The sequence below is a fragment of the Rhodococcus sp. IEGM 1354 genome (assembly GCF_030056855.1).
In the GTDB taxonomy this organism is placed as follows: Bacteria; Actinomycetota; Actinomycetes; order Mycobacteriales; family Mycobacteriaceae; genus Rhodococcoides.
The window spans coordinates 494766-512871 of record NZ_JASHKT010000003.1; the positions used below are offsets into that span (position 1 = coordinate 494766).

General features: G+C 65.2%; 16 protein-coding genes and 1 pseudogene. 10 read left to right on the top strand and 7 right to left on the bottom strand.

The annotated features are described in order from the left end of the window. Position 1: 1 nt before the first annotated feature. From QM588_RS09560 to QM588_RS09575, 4 genes are all read left to right on the top strand, one after another. Positions 2 to 937, top strand: coding sequence for a 4-(cytidine 5'-diphospho)-2-C-methyl-D-erythritol kinase (locus tag QM588_RS09560; RefSeq protein WP_032371216.1), 936 nt, complete (start codon positions 2 to 4; stop codon positions 935 to 937). Continuing rightward, positions 937 to 2733, top strand: coding sequence for an ABC-F family ATP-binding cassette domain-containing protein (locus QM588_RS09565; protein WP_027496078.1), 1797 nt, complete (start codon positions 937 to 939; stop codon positions 2731 to 2733). Before QM588_RS09560 ends, QM588_RS09565 begins: the two co-directional genes overlap by 1 nt. A 111-nt stretch (positions 2734 to 2844) precedes the next feature. Next, on the top strand, positions 2845 to 3528 hold the full coding sequence (locus QM588_RS09570) for a DUF4166 domain-containing protein (RefSeq protein ID WP_032364166.1): 684 nt from the start codon (positions 2845 to 2847) through the stop codon (positions 3526 to 3528). Between the two features lie 45 nt (positions 3529 to 3573). Beyond that, a complete protein-coding gene (locus QM588_RS09575; RefSeq protein ID WP_283312790.1) occupies positions 3574 to 4572 on the top strand; it encodes an enoyl-CoA hydratase/isomerase family protein in 999 nt (332 codons plus the stop codon). An 11-nt stretch (positions 4573 to 4583) separates the two neighbouring features. On the opposite strand, the gene QM588_RS09580 is transcribed toward QM588_RS09575, so the two are convergent. From QM588_RS09580 to QM588_RS09590, 3 genes are all read right to left on the bottom strand, one after another. Beyond that, positions 4584 to 5195 carry a hypothetical protein gene (locus QM588_RS09580; RefSeq protein WP_283312791.1) on the bottom strand — a complete coding sequence of 204 codons (612 nt, stop codon included), beginning with the start codon at positions 5193 to 5195 and terminating at the stop codon, positions 4584 to 4586. Between the two features lie 146 nt (positions 5196 to 5341). Further along, positions 5342 to 5995: a nicotinamide mononucleotide transporter family protein gene (locus QM588_RS09585; RefSeq protein ID WP_283312792.1), complete on the bottom strand. Its 654-nt coding sequence runs from the start codon at positions 5993 to 5995 to the stop codon at positions 5342 to 5344. A gap of 9 nt (positions 5996 to 6004) precedes the next feature. Beyond that, on the bottom strand, positions 6005 to 7687 hold the full coding sequence (locus tag QM588_RS09590) for a peptide chain release factor 3 (protein ID WP_027496083.1): 1683 nt from the start codon (positions 7685 to 7687) through the stop codon (positions 6005 to 6007). A 129-nt stretch (positions 7688 to 7816) separates the two neighbouring features. On the opposite strand from QM588_RS09590, the gene QM588_RS09595 reads away from it, so the two are divergent. Beyond that, complete coding sequence (locus tag QM588_RS09595) at positions 7817 to 9451, top strand: fatty acyl-AMP ligase (RefSeq protein WP_283312793.1); 1635 nt, start codon at positions 7817 to 7819, stop codon at positions 9449 to 9451. Here QM588_RS09595 and pth read toward each other — a convergent pair whose 3' ends face one another. From pth to QM588_RS09610, 3 genes are all read right to left on the bottom strand, one after another. Beyond that, positions 9452 to 10045, bottom strand: a complete 594-nt coding sequence (pth, locus tag QM588_RS09600; RefSeq protein ID WP_283312794.1) for an aminoacyl-tRNA hydrolase — start codon at positions 10043 to 10045, stop codon at positions 9452 to 9454. A gap of 81 nt (positions 10046 to 10126) precedes the next feature. Beyond that, positions 10127 to 10789: a 50S ribosomal protein L25/general stress protein Ctc gene (locus tag QM588_RS09605; protein ID WP_283312795.1), complete on the bottom strand. Its 663-nt coding sequence runs from the start codon at positions 10787 to 10789 to the stop codon at positions 10127 to 10129. Between the two features lie 185 nt (positions 10790 to 10974). Beyond that, on the bottom strand, positions 10975 to 11583 hold the full coding sequence (locus tag QM588_RS09610) for a TetR/AcrR family transcriptional regulator (RefSeq protein WP_283312797.1): 609 nt from the start codon (positions 11581 to 11583) through the stop codon (positions 10975 to 10977). A 74-nt stretch (positions 11584 to 11657) separates the two neighbouring features. Between QM588_RS09610 and QM588_RS09615 the strand changes: the two are divergent. Next, positions 11658 to 12485: pseudogene (locus tag QM588_RS09615) on the top strand (DMT family transporter); the annotation flags it as partial. 48 nt (positions 12486 to 12533) lie between these two features. Here QM588_RS09615 and QM588_RS09620 read toward each other — a convergent pair. Then, positions 12534 to 13703, bottom strand: a complete 1170-nt coding sequence (locus QM588_RS09620; RefSeq protein WP_283312888.1) for an aminotransferase class V-fold PLP-dependent enzyme — start codon at positions 13701 to 13703, stop codon at positions 12534 to 12536. Positions 13704 to 13846: 143 nt separating this feature from the next. Here QM588_RS09620 and egtA point away from each other — a divergent pair, with 143 nt between their 5' ends. From egtA to egtD, 4 genes are read left to right on the top strand one after another with little or no spacing between them, the layout of a single operon-like run. Beyond that, positions 13847 to 15088 (top strand): ergothioneine biosynthesis glutamate--cysteine ligase EgtA, encoded by a 1242-nt coding sequence (gene egtA / locus QM588_RS09625; RefSeq protein ID WP_283312798.1) that lies wholly within the window; start codon positions 13847 to 13849, stop codon positions 15086 to 15088. Further along, positions 15085 to 16389: an ergothioneine biosynthesis protein EgtB gene (gene egtB / locus QM588_RS09630; RefSeq protein ID WP_283312799.1), complete on the top strand. Its 1305-nt coding sequence runs from the start codon at positions 15085 to 15087 to the stop codon at positions 16387 to 16389. The genes egtA and egtB overlap by 4 nt, the downstream gene beginning before the upstream one ends. Continuing rightward, positions 16390 to 17130: an ergothioneine biosynthesis protein EgtC gene (gene egtC, locus QM588_RS09635; protein ID WP_201009712.1), complete on the top strand. Its 741-nt coding sequence runs from the start codon at positions 16390 to 16392 to the stop codon at positions 17128 to 17130. A 9-nt stretch (positions 17131 to 17139) separates the two neighbouring features. Then, the gene (gene egtD, locus QM588_RS09640) at positions 17140 to 18105 is read left to right on the top strand and encodes an L-histidine N(alpha)-methyltransferase (protein ID WP_283312800.1); all 966 of its coding nucleotides are present in this window, start codon (positions 17140 to 17142) and stop codon (positions 18103 to 18105) included. The last annotated feature ends 1 nt before the right edge of the window (position 18106 follow it).

Consider the following 18106-nt stretch of genomic DNA (forward strand, 5'->3'; position numbering starts at 1 on the left):
CGTGCTGTCTGTCGTTCCCACGCCCGTTGTCGTTCGGGCCCCGTCGAAGGTGAATCTGCATCTTTCGGTCGGTGACCTGCGTCCCGACGGCTTTCACGAGTTGACGACGGTGTTCCAGGCGCTGTCTCTCTCCGACGAGTTGTCGGTCGTTCCGGCGAAGGCGTTGTCGGTTCGGGTGCGCGGCGACGACGCGAAGGTCGTTCCGACGGATTCGCGGAACCTGGTCTGGAAGGCCGCCGAGCTGTTGGGCCGTCGGGTCGGGCGCGAGCCGTCGGTGGAGATCACCATCGACAAGGGCATTCCGGTGGCCGGTGGCATGGCGGGCGGTAGTGCGGATGCTGCCGCGACGTTGGTTGCGCTCAACGCGATGTGGCATCTGGAGCTCTCGCGTGACGAGCTCGACGAGGTGGCGGCCGAACTCGGTAGCGATGTGCCGTTCTCGTTGCACGGCGGTACTGCCGTCGGTACCGGCCGCGGTGAGAAGTTGCTTCCGGTGCTCTCGCGTAACAACTTTCATTGGGTTCTGGCATTGGCGAAGGGTGGTCTGCAGACCCCGGCCGTGTACGGCGAGCTCGATCAGTTGCGGGCCAAGGGCGATCCGCCCAGGCTCGGCGGAACCGAGGATCTGATGCATGCCCTCGCGTCGGGTGATGCGCGGGCCCTCGCCCCGCTGTTGGGCAACGATCTGCAGGCCGCGGCAGTGTCGCTGATGCCGCAGTTGCGTCGCACGCTGAGAGCAGGTGTCACCGCGGGTGCGTTGGCCGGCATCGTGTCCGGCTCGGGCCCCACCTGCGCGTTCCTGTGCGCCGACGCCGATGCGGCGGTGTCGGTGAGCGCTGAGTTGTCCGGTGCAGGCGTGTGCCGCACCGTCCGTGTTGCGAGTGGACCGGTTCCCGGTGCTCGTGTGGTCACTAGTGAATCGAATGGTTTTTCCTGATGGTCAATCTCGTCAATCTCGAAAACGTCAGTAAGTCTTTCGGCGTCAAGCCTCTGCTCGACGGCGTCTCCCTCGGTGTACAGGAGGGCGAACGCATCGGCATGGTGGGCCTCAACGGCGGCGGCAAGACCACCACCCTCGAGGTTCTCGCCGGCATCGAACCCCCCGATTCGGGACGCGTCAGCCGAGTGAACGGACTGCGGATGGCCGTCGTCACTCAGCGTGGTGTGTTGCCGCCCGGGTCGACGGTCGGTCAGGTGGTACTCGATCCGCTCGGGATGGCCGAGCACGAGTGGGCCGGCGACTCCCGGGTGCGGAACATTCTGACGGGCATCGGTATTGCCGATCTGGGTCCGGCCGGTAGCTCCGGACTCGACGCGCCGATCGACAACCTCTCCGGTGGCGAGCGTCGACGAGTCGCGTTGGCAGCGGCCCTGGTTCAGGATCTGGATCTGTTGGTGCTCGACGAGCCCACCAACCACCTCGACGTCGAGGGCGTGCAGTGGCTGGCCGCGCACCTGGTCAGCCGTCGAAGTGCATTGTTGGTCGTCACGCACGATCGCTGGTTCCTCGACACCGTCGCCAACCAGACGTGGGAGGTCGTCGGGGGTGGTATCGAAACCTACGAGGGTGGCTACAACGATTGGGTCTTCGCGCGTGCAGAGCGCTCCCGTCAGGCCGATGCATCGGAGGAGCGGCGTCGCAACCTCGCGCGCAAGGAACTCGCATGGCTGCGCCGCGGTGCTCCCGCGCGAACGTCCAAGCCCAAATACCGCATCGAGGCCGCCGAGGCACTGATTGCCGACGTACCGCCGCCTCGTGACTCCGTCGCGCTGTCCTCCTTTGCCCAGCGCCGGCTGGGCAAGGTCGTCATCGAACTCGAGGACGCGCGCCTGGAAACTCCCGACGGCCGTGAGCTGGTCAAGGACTTCACGTGGCGTCTGGCTCCCGGCGAGCGCGTCGGTCTCGTCGGCGTCAACGGCTCGGGTAAGACGACGATGCTGCGCACGCTCGCCGGTGAACTGCAGCCCGCTGCGGGCAAGCGCATCCAGGGCCAGACCGTAAAGATCGGTTGGCTGAAGCAGGAATTGGACGACCTACCCAAGAAGCTGCGTGTCCTCGACGCGGTCAAGGAAGTGGCCGAGCGGATCACGTTGGGCGACAAGGAGATTTCTGCTGGGCAGCTCGCGGAGCGGCTGGGCTTCACCCCCGCCCGCCAACGCACGCCCGTCGGAGACCTGTCCGGTGGCGAACGACGCCGCCTGCAGTTGACGCGAGTCCTGATGGCCGAGCCGAACGTGCTGTTGCTCGACGAGCCGACCAACGATCTGGACATCGACACCCTGCAGCAGCTCGAGGACATCCTGGACGGCTGGGCCGGCACGCTCGTCGTCATCAGTCACGACCGGTACCTGATCGAGCGCATCTGTGACTCGACGTGGGCACTGTTCGGTGACGGCAAACTCACCAACCTGCCCGGCGGCATCGAGGACTACCTGCGTAGGCGGGCCGTCCTCGCCGCCGACGCGACGCCGGACTCGTTGACCACCGGCGGGGTGCCGCGGAAGGCAACCCGTGACGCGGCTTCGGAGCGCGCTGCCCGTAAGGAACTCAGCAAGCTCGAGAAGCTCGTCATTCGCCTGTCGAAGCGGGAGACCGAACTGCACGCCGAACTCGCCGAGGCTGCCACTGCTCCGGACAAGCTCGTGGCCCTCGACACCGAACTCAAGCAGGTTCTCGCCGACAAGGACGTCGCCGAGGAACGCTGGATGGAACTGGCCGCCGAGTTGGAGTAGAGGGCTTCGCCCATGTGAGTGGCTGAGTAGTGGGTCGTTCCGCAGGCTCCACTCCTGGCTCGTAACCTGCTACGAAGTTTCATGCACATGCGCGCAGCGCATACTGTGGTCATGGCATCGGTCGTCGCAGAAGTGATGGGTTCGGATTTCGCTCGTCTGCATCCCAAGGTCCAATGGCGTTTCGGTTTGCAGTCCTCGGATCATCGGGCTCAGTTCGGGGTCGGTGTGATGGAGGAGATGACTCATTCTCGTCTCGTTCCGCCGCCGCTGCTGTGGGCCGGCCGTAAGCGAGGCCTGTTTCCTGCCGGGGTGGGAAAGGATGTGCCCTTCACCATCGCCAACTATGCGTACGTGGACGAATTGGGCCGCGAGACAATGTCTTTCGTGCGCCGCTTCGCGTTCGCCGCGCGTCCGCAGGGGATGAATTCTGTGATGGTGTCGTCCGCCGAATCCGACGCGTATGCGCTCGACTACCTGGGTTTCTCGTCGGACATGGTGGTGCACACCACGTGTGCGGTCGACTCCGACGGTGGGTTGGTGCTCGAGAGCGAGGTGCCGAGGTTTCTGCTCGGTCCCATTGCACCGAAGTTGCCGAAGGTGGCCTCTGCGGTCACGATCGGCCGGGAGTGGTGGGACGCTGCAGAGGAACGCCATCGCATCGAGATCGAAGTCAAGAGCCCGGTGCTCGGCCAATTGTTCTTGTATCGCGGATGGTTCACTGCGGAGGAGCGCGAGTGCCGTCCCGCCGACATCCCTTCCGACGCGCGGCCGCGCTCGATCGAATCACGCGAATAGCGCTACTGTTACGCGTCGATCGAAGCAGGGGAAAGGGAGTCCGCAGTGGCCGTAGTCGAAGCCGAGGTTGTCGGTGGTGTCGGGCATATCGTCCTGAACCGGCCGGAGGCCCTGAACTCGTTGAACGAGGCCATGATCGACGGCATTCGCGCGGCACTCGATGCGTGGCGGGACGACGACGCCGTCGGTTCGGTTCTGGTGACCAGCAGTTCACCGCGCGCGTTCTGCGCCGGCGGCGACATCAAGGCCATCAGGCAGGCCGTGATCGACGGTGACCACCACGCCGGGCCGCGTTACTTCTCTGCCGAGTACGACCTGGACGAGATCATTGCGACGTACCCGAAGCCGTATGTGGCGGTCATCGAGGCCGCGGCGTTCGGGGGAGGGCTCGGTATCTCGGTTCACGGCAGCGTTCGAATCGTGACCGAGAACGCTGTTCTGGCGATGCCGGAGACGGCGATCGGATTCGTTCCCGATGTGGGTTCGAGCTATTTCCTGTCCCGGTTGCCCGATCACATCGGGCGATATCTGGCACTGACGGGTACCCGGATCACCGGATCCGACGCTGTGGCACTGGGTTTGGCAACACACTTCTGTCCCAGCGAATCCGTCCAGGCGCTGAAGGACGACATTCTCGGCGGCACCGATCTCGGTGAAGCGCTGGAGCGATACGCGACCCCGCCGCCGACGACGGAATTGTCGTTCGACGCGAAGGGGGTGGCCACGGTGTTCGAGAAGACCTCGCTCGTCGACGTCATCGATGCACTGGAGTGCGATACCGCGTGGTCTCGCACCACGAAGACTCAGCTGGCGACGCTGTCGCCGACGTCCCTGATGGCCACCGATGCCCTGATCGAGCGGGCGGCGGACAGTTCGTTGCGGGAGTGCCTCGATCGCGAGTTGCGGCTGGCGACATGGATCATCACGGAACCGGACTTCGCCGAGGGGGTGCGCGCAGTGCTGGTCGACAAGGACCGCGCGCCGCAGTGGAAGCCTCTGGTGCTCGAGATGGTGCGACCAGAGGCCTTCCAGCAGCTGCTGTGACCGTCAGGGGTTCAGCGGTAACCCTTGGCGGGGTTCTGCAGGTCCAGCACGATGGTCTGGCCGTTGGAACGCACGTGGATCTCCGGGTTCTGCAGACCACCGGAGACGAGGTATTCGCCGAGGAGCTGAAGCAGCTCGTCGGGACCGACGGAGGTGTCGGGGGTGCGGATGTCGCCGGTGCGGCTGCCGAGTTCGTTCTGGGTCAGCCGACCCGCGATACGTACCGACGCGACGCCCATGGCGGTGCGACGGTCGGGTGCCTGGCCGCGGCCGAGAGACGGCGACGTGCTGCCGCTGGAGGCGTGAGCGGTGGAACGGCCGTTGGTGGGCAGGCCGTGTTCTGAGATCTGATCGCTGGTGGTCACTTCAACCTCGTTCGATTCCGTGGCGGGCTTCTCTGATGCTGCGGGCTGTGGAGCGGATACCGTGTCGGTGGACGTGACCACTGCCGCCGGGAAATCGGTGGTGGTTTCGGCCGCCTTCTCGGCGGGTGCAGCTACCGAACTGTCGGTGCGGGCACCGTTGGACGGAGTGGAATCGGACTTCGGCGGCGTCGCCAAACGATGCGCGGGAGCGCCACCGACCTTGATACCGGCCAATGGGTAGTTCGTTCCCTTAGTCATGTCGTTTTCCACTTCATCGTGATTCTCGGGTGGTTCCGCGCCGAGACGCCATGATCGGAGAACTCACATGACGCCCAACTCGGCGTCGAGCACGCAAAACGTACTCGAAGTTTGTTCGGACCGCCTGAGAGTAGCATCACGATTGTTTAGATCGCCATTTTTTGGTCCAAAGGCTTGTTCTGGATCCTGAACCACACCACGAAACCCCAGGTCACAAACCCGGCATATACCAAGTAGAGGACGGCGGACGGGTAAAAACCGGCTATCACCAGCAGCGGGACGCCCACGATGTCCACCGCGATCCAGATGAGCCAGAATTCGGTGAGCCCGCGGGCCATCCCGAACGTCGCCAGCATCGATCCGGTGAAGATCCATGCATCGGCCCACTTGCCGAACGAACCGAGGTACCCGAACAGCTGCGCGAACACGATCGTTCCGACGATTGCGACGGTGATCATCACGAGTCGCTCGCGGGCGGTGCCCCAGCGCGGAACGACGGCGGCCCCCGAGTTCTTGGAACCGCGCATCCACCGAGCCAGCCCGTAGGCGCTGACGGCGATGAACATCAGCTGCCGTCCGGCTTGTCCGTACAGATCGAGTGCCTGCGGAGTGTGGAACACCCCGCCCATGAAGACGGTGAACAGCAGCGCATTACCGATGATCCCCACCGGCCACGCCCACACGACTCGACGCATCCCGCCGACCGCGGAGAGCAGTCCGAAGCCGTTTCCGATCACCTCGCGCCACAGCACCGGGTGGCCCAGCACGCTGAATTCGGCATCGAGCAGATCTGTCAGCACCGCGACAGGCTACTGATCGCCTGCGGCGACGAGGGGCTCGAGGGTCAGCTCGGGCATCTCCTTCTGGATGTACTGCAGTCGCCACTTGTCGCTGACGAGGGCCAGTAGCGCACCGTCGGTCCGGGTGAAGATCTCGACGCCGCGTTGGCGACCCAATTCGACGGCCGACGCCGCGTCGGTGCGCCGAGCGAGCGAGTAGCCCAAGGGTTCCATGCGTGCGTCGACGCCGAATTCGGTCTTCATTCGTGCGGTGACCACCTCGAACTGCATCGGACCGACGGCCGCGAGAACCGGGGAGGCGTCGCCGCGAATGTCGTTGCGCAGCACCTGAACCACACCTTCGGAGTCGAGTTGCTCGACGGCTCGGCGGAACTTCTTGTACTTGTCGGCGCTGTCGACGCGCAGTGCCGAGAAGTGCTCGGGTGCGAACGACGGGATGGGTGGGAATTCGACCTTCTTGTCGGTGTAGAGCGTGTGGCCGGGCGCGAGCGCGGTGGCGTTGACCAGACCGACGATGTCGCCGGGGTAGGCGTTCTCGACTGTCGTCCGGTCACGCCCGAAGACGGTGAGTGCGTATTTGGTGGTGAACGGCTTCTTGGTCTGTGCGTGCGTAACGACCATGCCGCGCTCGAACACACCCGAGACCACGCGCATGAAGGCCAGGCGGTCCCGGTGCGCGGTGTCCATGCCGGCCTGCACCTTGAACACGACGGCACTGAAGGGATCCGTCACCGCGCGCACCCCGTCGGAGACGTCGGCACGGGGGCCGGGTGCGGGGGCAAGCGCCACCAGGGTGTCGAGGATCTGGCGCACGCCGAAGTTCAGCATCGCCGAGCCGAAGATCACCGGCGACGTCTGTCCGGCGAGGAACATCTCCTGGTCGTGTTGCTGGCCGCTCGAGATCAGCAGATCGCTCTCCTCGACGGCGGTGTCCCAGTCGACGCCCTCGCGCTGCGCGGCGGCCTCGGCCGTCATGAATTCTTCTGGCGCGATGGTGGCACCACCCGCAGTTCGAGTGAAGCGGATGTAGCTACCGTCCTGCACATCGAGCAGGCCGCGGAAGTCACCTGCAATTCCGACGGGCCAGTACAGGGGAGTTGGGGTCAGGCCGATACGTGACTCGATCTCGTCGAGCAGTTCGAGCGGGGACTGACCCGGGCGGTCCCACTTGTTGATGACGGTGATGACCGGGATCCCGAACTGGCGGCACACCTGGAACAGTTTGAGGGTTTGCGGCTCGAGGCCCTTCGCGGCGTCGATGAGCATGACGGCCGCGTCGACTGCCGTCAGGACGCGGTAGGTGTCCTCGGAGAAATCGGCGTGCCCGGGGGTGTCGACGAGGTTGATCACGTTGGTGACCTCGGCGTCGGGGGACGTCTGGTAATTGAACTGCAGCGCAGTCGAACTCACCGAAATGCCGCGCGCCTTCTCCATCTCCATCCAGTCCGAGACGGTGGAGCGGCGACCGGCCTTGCCGTGAATGGCACCGGCCTCGGAGATGACGCGGGCGTGCAGGGCGAGGGCCTCGGTGAGCGTCGACTTACCGGCATCGGGGTGCGAGATCACCGCGAATGTTCGACGCCTCGCGACCTCGAAGTCGAGTTCCCTGGCCGAGTGTCGAGCGGGGCCGGAGTTCGGTCCTGACCCGTCGAGTGCTGCATCGACGTCGGGGGAACTGGGCGGGGTACTCACGAAGGCCTCTATCTCGTAGTCACGGCAACGGCAAAGGTCAAGGATACGCGGCCGGTAACGGTCACCGGTCATCGCGGGATTGCTTAGGGTGAGGGACGCGGAGGGACCGTCGAACGAGGAGATGACGCGTTGAGCAAGTTCACCGACGAGATGTTCGAGACCGCAAGCAGCAGCAAGCGTGGATTGGTCACCGGGGAGCCCGAGGCGGCGTTACGCCAGTCGTGGGGTGAGATCCACGAGCAGGCTCGCCGGATGGCGGGTGCGCTGGCGGACGCGGGGGTCGAACACGGCGACGCGATCGGGATTCTCGCCGGCCAGCCCGTCGACATCGCGCCTGCCTGCCAGGCCACGTGGATGCGCGGAGCGTCGGTGACCATGTTGCATCAGCCCACCCCGCGAACCGATCTGGCCGTTTGGGGCGAGGACACCGAAACCGTCGTCCGGATGATCGAGGCGAAGGCAGTGATTCTGGGAGCCCCGTTCGACATCGCCGCACCGGTGCTCGAGGAGCGCGGCATCACCGTGCTGAAGATCGACGACATGAAGTCCGGTCGCGACATCGATCCGGTGCCGACGGCCGAGACCGACATCGCGCTGCAGCAGCTCACGTCCGGCTCCACCGGGTCGCCCAAGGCTGTGCGCATCACGCACGAGAACTTCTACGTCAATGCGTACGCGATGATCGATCGCATCGAGTTCGACGTGAATTCCGACGTCATGGTCAGTTGGTTGCCGCTCTTCCACGACATGGGCATGGTGGGCTTCCTGTCGGTGCCGATGCAGGTGGGTGCCGAGGTCGTCAGCATCACGCCGTTGGACTTCCTGCGCTCGCCGCTGTTGTGGGCCAAGCTCATCGACAAGTACCGCGGAACAGTCACCGCTGCACCCAATTTCGCGTATTCACTGCTGGCGCGTCGGCTGCGGCAGGCGGAGGACGATCTGGATCTGGATCTGTCCACGCTGCGTTACGCGTGGAACGGTGCCGAACCCGTCGATCCCGACACGATGATCGCACTGGCGGAAGCGGGCGCGCCGTACAGGCTCGATCCCGCGGCCCTCGCGCCAGTGTACGGAATGGCGGAAACGACTCTCGCCGTGTCGATTCCGGACCCGGGGCAGGGACAGGTGATCGACGTCGTCGACGCGGATCTACTCGAAACCCTCGGCCGCGCAGTCCCGTCCACCCGCGGCAACACCCGATCCCTGGCCACTCTCGGAAAGTTCGTTCCCGGTCTCGAAGGTCGCGTCGTGGACAAGGAAGGGCAGGTGCTCACCGCGCGCGGCGTCGGCATCATCGAGGTTCGCGGCAAGGCCGTCACTCCCGGATACATCACCGTCGAGGGCCCGGTGTCGACACAGGACGCCGACGGCTGGCTCGATACCGGCGACATCGGCTACATCACCGAGGACGAACTGGTGGTCGTCTGCGGCCGGGTCAAGGACGTCATCATCATGGGTGGCCGCAACATCTATCCCACCGATATCGAACGAGCGGCGGGCACCGTCGCGGGAGTCCGGCCCGGTAACGCCGTCGCGATTCGTCTCGACGCCGGCGACAAGCGTGAAAGTTTCGCTGTCGCAGTCGAAACGAATGCCATCGACAATCCCGACGAGGTCAAGCGCATCGAGCGCGAAGTGGTCCACGCGGTGCACTCGGAGGTGGGAGTGCGCCCGCGCACGGTGGCAGTCCTGGGGCCGGGCAGCATCCCGAAGACGTCGAGCGGCAAACTGCGACGGGCCAATTCGGTGTCGCTGCTGAACTGATCAGCGCGGGTGCACCCTATTCTGGGCGGCCTCGAGACCGACCTTCAGCAATAGCTCGGCGGCGTCGGCGGCTTCTTCGATCACGACGCCGAGGTCCTTGCGTTCGGGTGTCGAGAAGGGCTTGAGCACGAACGACGCCGGATCCATCCGCCCCGGTGGCCGTCCGACGCCCACGCGGACCCGCAGGTAGTCCTTGGTGCCGAGGTGCGAAGAGATGGAGCGCAGACCGTTGTGCCCGCCCTCGCCGCCGCCGAGCTTGAGGCGCAGTGCGCCGAAGTCGATGTCCAGTTCGTCGTGTACCACCACGATGTTCGCGGGGTCGACGGAGAAGAAGCGAGCCAGCGCCGCCACCGGCTGGCCCGAGAGGTTCATGAACGTTCGCGGCTTCGCGACGACGACCGAACGGCCGTCGAGTCGGGCCTGCACGATGTCGGAATTGGACTTCTTGTGCGAGGAGAACGACGAGCCGACGCGTCCGGCGAGCGCGTCGGCGACCATGAAGCCGACGTTGTGCCGAGTCTTGTCGTACTGCGGACCGGGGTTGCCGAGCCCGACTATCAGGGCGGGGCCGTTTTCGGTGCTCACGGGCGTCATTCTTCCATCGATGGTTCGAAACGAACGGCGCGCCGTCTCCCGGAGGAGAACAGCGCGCCGCTCGAGATGCAGGGGAGAGGGTCAGCTCTCGTCGGAGCTGTCTTCGTCCTCGGAAGCAGCTTCTTCCTGAGTCTCGGCCTCGCCGGTCTCGGACATGGGCTCGGTGCCCTCGCCGTCGGCCTCGAGGTCTTCCTCGGACGGTGCCTCGACGACGTTGACCAGGAGGGTCTCGCCGTCGGAGATGAGGGTGACGTCGGACGGCAGATCCAGGTCTGCTGCGGTGATCTGCGTGCCGATCTCAGCACCCTCGACGGAGACGACGAAGTTCTCCGGGATCTCGAGTGCGTCGGCCTCGATCTCGACGGCGGTCGAGTCGGTGGTGACGAGGGTGCCCGGTGCGGCGTCGCCCTCGACGATGATGTTGACCTCGACGGTGACGCGCTCGCCCTTGTTCAGGACGAGGAGGTCGGCATGCTCGATGCTGCGACGGATCGGGTGCACGACGATCGACTTGGTCAGAGCCAGCTGCGACTTGCCGGCGATGTCGAGGGTGAGCACAGCGTTGGTGCCGTCGTTACGCAGCACGGCAGCGAATGCGCGGGCATCGAGTGCCAGGTGCTGGGGGTCGGTTGCGTGTCCGTACAGAACGGCGGGAACGAGGCCGTCGCGACGAGCGCGGCGTGCGGCACCCTTGCCGAATTCGGTGCGGACCTGTGCGGTGAGATTGTTTACCTTCGATGCCATGGTGCTACATGCTCCTGATAACTGTGATCTGTGGTTCGTGCGGCGTACTTCGTCGGGCGGTCAAACTCGTCGGGGCGGACACGAACGAGCGCGGCCAACGGGGCCGAGCCGCGTCGATAACGGTGGATCCTCATGAGCCGGATCTACCCTCGCCGAGACAACCTGGAAGACAATACACGACCAGGTCACGTGCGCGGAAGTTCGACCCCTGCTACGAACTTCCGCTCACGTGCGAGCGCAGCGAGCAACTCGGCGGCCACCGACCGGGCGACGGCGATGGCGTCGTCCCGACGGCCTGCGGTTCCCATGACCACCGCGCCCTCGTGCAGCAGTGACAACCGAGTCCCGAGCTCCTCTGAATCCGGGTAGCCGGCTTCGGCGGCCAGGCGTGCGAACAACGATCGCGTCCACGCTTTCTCCGACTCGATGATGGCCAGCACCGGGCTGTCGGTGCCGCCGAACTCGGCGAACGCGTTGACGAATCCACAGCCGCGGTGGTTGTCGCGCATCCACAGGACGAGCGCGTCGTAGACCCCGAGTACACGCTGCTCACCCTGGTCGAGGGAGTCGACGTACTGCGTCACGTGCGCACACCAGAGTTCGTATCGCCGCTTCAGGTAACGCTGCACCAGTCCGTCCTTGGAGCCGAAGCGGTCGTACAGGGTCTTCTTGGTCGTGCCGGCTTCCTCGGCGATCAGGTCGACGCCGACGGCGCGGATTCCGCGGTCGTAGAAGAGCTCGCTCGCGACGGCGAGGATTCGTTCCGCTGCGGGGGTCAGTGGCTTGTCGTGCATGACGACCTTTCGAAAGCGCTGGTCGGAGTGGGGTTCACTGCGAGTATACAGACCTGTATGTTTACATCGCTCTCATGACCTCACGCATCGATGTTCTCGCCGGTACGGCTCTGGTGATTCTGTGGAGTTCGGGCTTCATCGGAGCAGAATTCGGCACCGCCGAAGCTCCGGCCCACACGCTGCTGGCATGGAGATACCTGGTGGCAGTCGTGCTCCTCGTCGCGTGGTGCCGATGGCGACGACTCACCCCGACGTGGCACGCGCTGCGTGTTCATGCCGTGCTCGGCCTTTTCTGCCAGTTCCTCTACCTCGGTGCCACCATCACCGGCATCGGCATGGGCGTCCCTCCGGGCGTCGCCGCCCTGATCGCTGCTTTGCAGCCGCTGGTGGTCGCGCTCGCCTCGAGCAGGATCTTCGGCGAACGCGTCGGATCGAGAGGAATCCTCGGCCTCGTCGTCGGTATCGCCGGAGTGACGCTCGTCGTCGTCGGTGACCTGTCCGGTGCCGATCTCGCCTGGCCGGTCTATCTCCTTCCCGCCGCGGGCATGATGGCGCTGTCGGCCGGAACGATCGGGCAACGGCTACTGGATCCGAAAGAACCCATCGCGCTGGCCATGGCCATCCAATGTGGCATCAGCGCAGTCGGTTTCATGACGTGGAGTGCACTTGCCGGCGACGCGGTACCGCCGATGACGACGGGTTTCTGGGCTGCGGTGGCGTGGACGGTGGTGCTGTCGACCTTCGGCGCTTACGGCGCGTACCTGTTCGTCGTGCGCCGCAGTGGTCCGACTCGTGCCAGCGTGCTGCTCTACCTGACACCGCCGACGACGATGCTCTGGGCTTTCGTGATGTTCGGCGACGCGGTCACGTGGTTCGGTATCGCGGGCCTCGCGGTCTCGGGGATCGGGGTCGCCGCCTACCTCAGCGCACGGCCGGACCGCAGGGCACGCTCACACACCGGCGAGCGCAGCGAGCATCGTGTCCAGCTCGGTGAAGGTGACGAAGTAGTGCGGGGATGCACGGACAACGGCGTCGAGTCCCCGGCCTGTCATGTCCAGTCGAGTGGAACCGCGATGGCTCACCGTGACCGTCACGTTTCGGTCGGCAAGTCGGTCGCGGACGGCCACCGGCTCCTCACCGTCCACGGTGAACGAGACGATGCCGCTCTTGCGGTCACCGAGATCGTGGACGGTGACCCCGGGAATGCGTCGCATGCCGGCACGGAGGTACTCGGCGCGCTCGGAGATGGCGTCCGCGACGTCGTCGATGCCCAGTTCGAGTAGATAGTCGACGGCCGCGCCGAGGGCGAGGCGGGCTGCGACGTCGCATTCCCAGAACTCGAAACGTGTTGCGTCGTCGGCCATCCGGTAGGTGGACGAGTCCTCCCACTGCGCGCTGTGCAGATCGAGAGCCGGTGGATGCAAGCTCGCGGCCAATTCCGGACGCAGGTACAGGAACCCGGTACCTCGGGGCCCGCGTAGCCACTTGCGACCGGTGGCCGACAGCGCATCGACGCCGAGTTCGTCCACGTCCACCCGCAGCTGGCCGATGGACTGACACGCGTCGAGCAGGACGAGGGCACCGTGCCGATGGACGAGATCGGCCACCGCGCGGGCCGGGTTGATCAAGCCTCCGTTGGTGGGCGCGTGCACGACCGACACCACCCGGACCCGGTCGTCGAGCATCTGCTCGAGTGCGTCGATGTCGATGCACCCCGACGCGTCGCTCGGAATCACCTCGACCGTGGCCCCGGAGACCTCGGCGCGGTGCAGCGCGGAAATGGCGTTGCTGGCGTATTCGGCCTCGCACAGCAGGATTCGATCCCCGGCCGACAACGGCACCGAGTAGAAGAAGTCGGTCCAGGCACGAGTGGCGGAATCGCTCAGAGCGATGGTCGACGCCGGTGCCCCGATCAGGGTTCCGATCGATGCCTTGACCGCCGCGAGATCGTCGAGGCGTTCGCTCGCGGCCCGGTACCCGCCGATCTCCGCCTCGCGGCGCAGATGGGCGATCGCGGTGTCGACGACGACGGTGGGCGGCAGTGAGGAGCCGGCGCTGTCGAGAAATACCCGGCCCGACGCACCAGGGGTGTCGCGGCGAATGCGGTCGTGATCGAGCATCGATAGTCCTTCCGGTAGCGAACTCTCGGGCATCAGGGTTCCACAATCGGTAGCCTCGATACGACGCGGGATCTCGGCGTTTTCGATCCTGGCAGCTGGGTACATTGCGTAGTCGGATCGCGGTGAGTGGGAAAGAAGGAAATGTGTCCTCCAACGAGAAGTCCCTCGAGCTGAGCACGCGCCCAGCCATCGAGGCATATGTGTCGAAGGTGTGTTTCAAGCTGGGGCCACCGTCGCTCATCGGTGCCGAACTCGAATGGCTCACCGCCCTCGACGACGGTTCGCGGCCCTCCCTGTCAGCTTTGGCCGCTGCGCTCGGTGATCACTCCCCGCGCAGTATCGCTCCCGAGTCACCCGCCCTGACGTTGCCGGGCGGAAGTATCGTCACCGTCGAACCGGGCGGCCAAGTCGAATTGTCCAGTTCGCCATCTATTTCCGTTTCCCAGCTCGAACCGCTGCTCGACGCCGATGCCCGACTGTTGCACGACATGCTCGGTCGCGACGGCATCGCCATCAGCGCAGTTCCCGCCGACGCCGTCCGAGATCCCGAACGACTACTGGTCTTACCGCGCTACTGCGCGATGGAAAACCGCTTCACCACCATCGGTCCCTTCGGCAAGCTGATGATGTGCAACACCGCCGCCACCCAGGTCAGTGTCGATGCCGGACGTGATCGGGCCGAGGTCACTTCGCGATGGCAGATGCTGCACGCCATCGGCCCGGCCTTCGTCGCCGCGTTCGCGCGCTCTCCCGAACTCGCCGGGGCACCGACGGGTGCGTGGGCATCGCAGCGAATGCGGACCTGGCTCGAACTCGATTCCAGCCGGACCACGGTACCGAACACGGGCGATCCGATCGCCGATTACGCCCGGTGGGCACTCGACGTTCCGCTCCTCTGTATTCGGGGAACCACCCAGAACTGGGAAGCGCCGTCCGGCATCCCTTTTGCGCAGTGGCTCGACGATCCGAGCGTTGTCGGTCGTCCGGCAACCTACGCCGATCTCGATTACCACCTGACGACGCTGTTCCCGCATGTCCGAGCCTGCGGCCACCTCGAAATCCGTTACCTCGACGCGCAACCCGACGGTCAATGGGTGATACCGGCCGCCGCGTTCGAGGCGCTGTTGTCCACTCCCGATCTGGTTTCCCAGGCCACCGAACTCGGCGCAGGCACAGCTGGTCGGTGGCTCGGTGCGGCCCGTGCAGGCCTGGCCGATGGCGAGCTGCGCAGGGCCGCAAGCGAAGTGCTCGATCTCGCATCATCCGCGGGAGGAGAGTTCTCCCAGCAGTTGCGTGCGGCATCTCGGAGATGTCGCGCCGGTATTTCGCCCCACGAATTCGATGCGGTGTCGCCGACATCGCAGAGCCGAAAGGAATCGGTGTGAGCGCCGAAGAACTCAGGACCAGGATCGAGACCGTGCTGACTCGGAGCCGGTCCCGCAGCGCCGCGCTCACCGAGTGCGTGGACGAAACCGAACTGATGGCTCAGCATTCGCCGTTGATGAGTCCGCTGATCTGGGACCTGGCACACATCGGCAGTCAGGAAGAACTCTGGCTCGTGCGCGATGTCGGCGGCCGCGATCCGGTGCGGCCGGACATCGACGAGTTGTACGACGCGTTCAAGCACTCGCGTTCGTCGCGAACGTCCCTGCCGCTCCTGACGCCCGAGGAAGCGCGCGCCTACGTGCATACCGTGCGGGACAAGGCCTGGGACGTGTTGGAGCACAGCACGTTCGAGGGTCGGCCGGTCGAGAAGCACGGGTTCGCGTTCGGAATGATCGCCCAGCACGAGCAGCAGCACGACGAAACCATGCTCGCAACCCACCAGTTACGTTCCGGCCCAGCCGTTCTCACTTCTCCCGCACCGCCGACGTCCACGATGCCGGTGGCGGGGGAAGCCATCATTGCCGGTGGGCCGTTCTCGATGGGGACGTCGCTCGACCCGTGGGCGTTGGACAACGAGCGGCCTGCACACGCCGTGCACGTGCCGACCTTCGCCATCGACCGGGCCCCGATCACCAACGCGCAGTACATGAACTTCATCGCCGACGGTGGCTACGAGCGCCCCGAGTTGTGGACGGAGAAGGGGTGGGCGCACCGCGTCGACGCGCAGCTCACCGCCCCGCAGTTCTGGGAGTCCGATTCCGACGGCACCTGGTGGCGTCGGAGCTTCGGGGTGCGCAGGCCGGTGCGTCCGCAGCAACCCGTCGTGCACGTGTGCTGGTTCGAGGCCGACGCCTACGCGCGCTGGGCAGGCAAGCGGCTACCGACGGAAGCGGAATGGGAGAAGGCCGCGCGGTACGACGCGGCGTCGAACACCTCCCGCGCCTATCCCTGGGGAGACGCCGAACCCACTGCAGCACATGCCAATCTGAATCAGCGACATCTCGAACCGGCCGATGTGGGGGCGTATCCGCAGGGTGTGTCCTCGGCCGGGGTCCATCAGCTCATCGGTGACGTGTGGGAGTGGACGTCCTCGGGTTTCGAGGCGTACCCGGGATTCGAGGCATTCCCGTATGCCGAGTACTCGGAGGTGTTTCTGCGCGGCGATTACAAGGTGTTGCGCGGCGGCTCTTTCGGCACCGACGAGGTGGCTTGCCGCGGGACGTTCCGAAATTGGGATCACCCGATTCGTCGGCAGATCTTCAGTGGGTTCCGGTTGGCCCGCGACGTCGAGTCGCACTGAATGTGCCGTCATCTCGGGTACCTCGGAGCAACCACCTCGGTCGGGTCACTGCTGACCCGGGGCGATAACTCGCTGCGCACACAATCGTTCGCGCCCACCGACATGCGGGGCGGCGGCACCATCAACGCCGACGGGTTCGGCGTTGCCTGGTGGGACGGCGACGACACCGTACGCAGCTATCGCAATCCGATGCCCATCTGGACCGACCCTGCGGTCGACGATGCTCTGCCGCAACTGCAGTCGACGTCGGTGATCGCGGCGGTCCGATCGGCCACCGTGGGAATGCCGGTCGAACGCAGTGCCTGTGCCCCGTTCACCGACGAGCGATGGGCATTCAGCCACAACGGCGTCGTGTTCGGTTGGCCGGAATCGTTGGCGGAGCTGTGGTCGGAGATTCCGCCGACCGATGCGTTGATGCTGCCGGCCCCTACCGACGCCGCTGGATTGTGGATCGTGTTGCGAAACCTGTTGCGCACACACGATCCCGAGTCGGCATTGCGCATGCTGGTTCGAGAGGTTCTGGCCAGGTCGCCCAAGGCGCGCCTGAATTTTCTGCTCTCGGACGGCACGTCCATGTATGCCACGGCGGTGCATCATTCGCTGTCGGTACTGCAGACCGAGGATTCGGTCACGATCGCCTCCGAACCCGTCGACGACGATCCTGAATGGATCTCTATCGACGACCGCAGCATCGTCGTCGCGACAGCGACCGGTGTCACCGTTTCGACCCTGGAAGAATGAAGGAGAGTCATGAGCACGGTGGACGTACATCTGACCGATACGACGCTGCTGGACGAATTGCGCAAGGACGTGCGGGAGGGCTTGACGGCCGACCCGAAGTGGCTCTCGCCCAAGTATTTCTACGATGCCGTCGGCAGTGAGCTGTTCGAGCAGATCACGGTGCTGCCGGAGTACTACCCGACCCGCACCGAGCGCGCGCTGATCGAGGAGCATGCACTCGACATCGCCCGGGCCACCGAATCGTCGATGTTGATCGAGCTGGGCTCGGGTTCGTCGGAGAAGACCAAGCTGCTGTTGTCTGCCGGCATCGAACACGGTTCGCTGACAACGTATGTGCCTCAGGATGTGTCCAGTACCGCCTTGGAGGGTGCCATCGAGCAGATCTCGAAGGAGTTCCCGACGCTGGAACTGCACGGCATCGTCAGCGATTTCACCGATACCCTGCACAATCTTCCCTCCGGAACAGGCCGCACCATTGCCTTCCTCGGCGGCACTCTGGGGAACCTCATCCCGCAGGAACGGGAGGAATTCCTGGCGGCCGTGGCGGACGCACTCGACCCCGGCGAGTTCTTGCTGCTCGGGGTGGGATTGGTGATCGATCCGAACGTGCTCGTTCCCGCATACGACGACGCGGCCGGTGTGACAGCGGAGTTCAATCGAAACGTGTTGTCGGTCTTGAACTCTCGACTCGGCGCGAACTTCGACCCCGAGGCCTTCGAGCACGTGGCACTGTGGAACGCCGAGCACGAGTGGATCGAGATGCGGTTGCGGGCCACAGCTGCGCAAGAGGTGTATCTGAAAGATCTGGACCTGCAGGTGCACTTCGAGTCCGGGGAAGATCTACGTACCGAGATCTCCGCGAAGTTCCGGCCGGACGGCATTGCGGGTGAATTGAAAGTGGCGGGCTTCGACGTCCACCACCTGTGGTCCGACGCCGATTCGCGCTTCGCTCTGATCCTGGCCGGAAGGGTCTGAA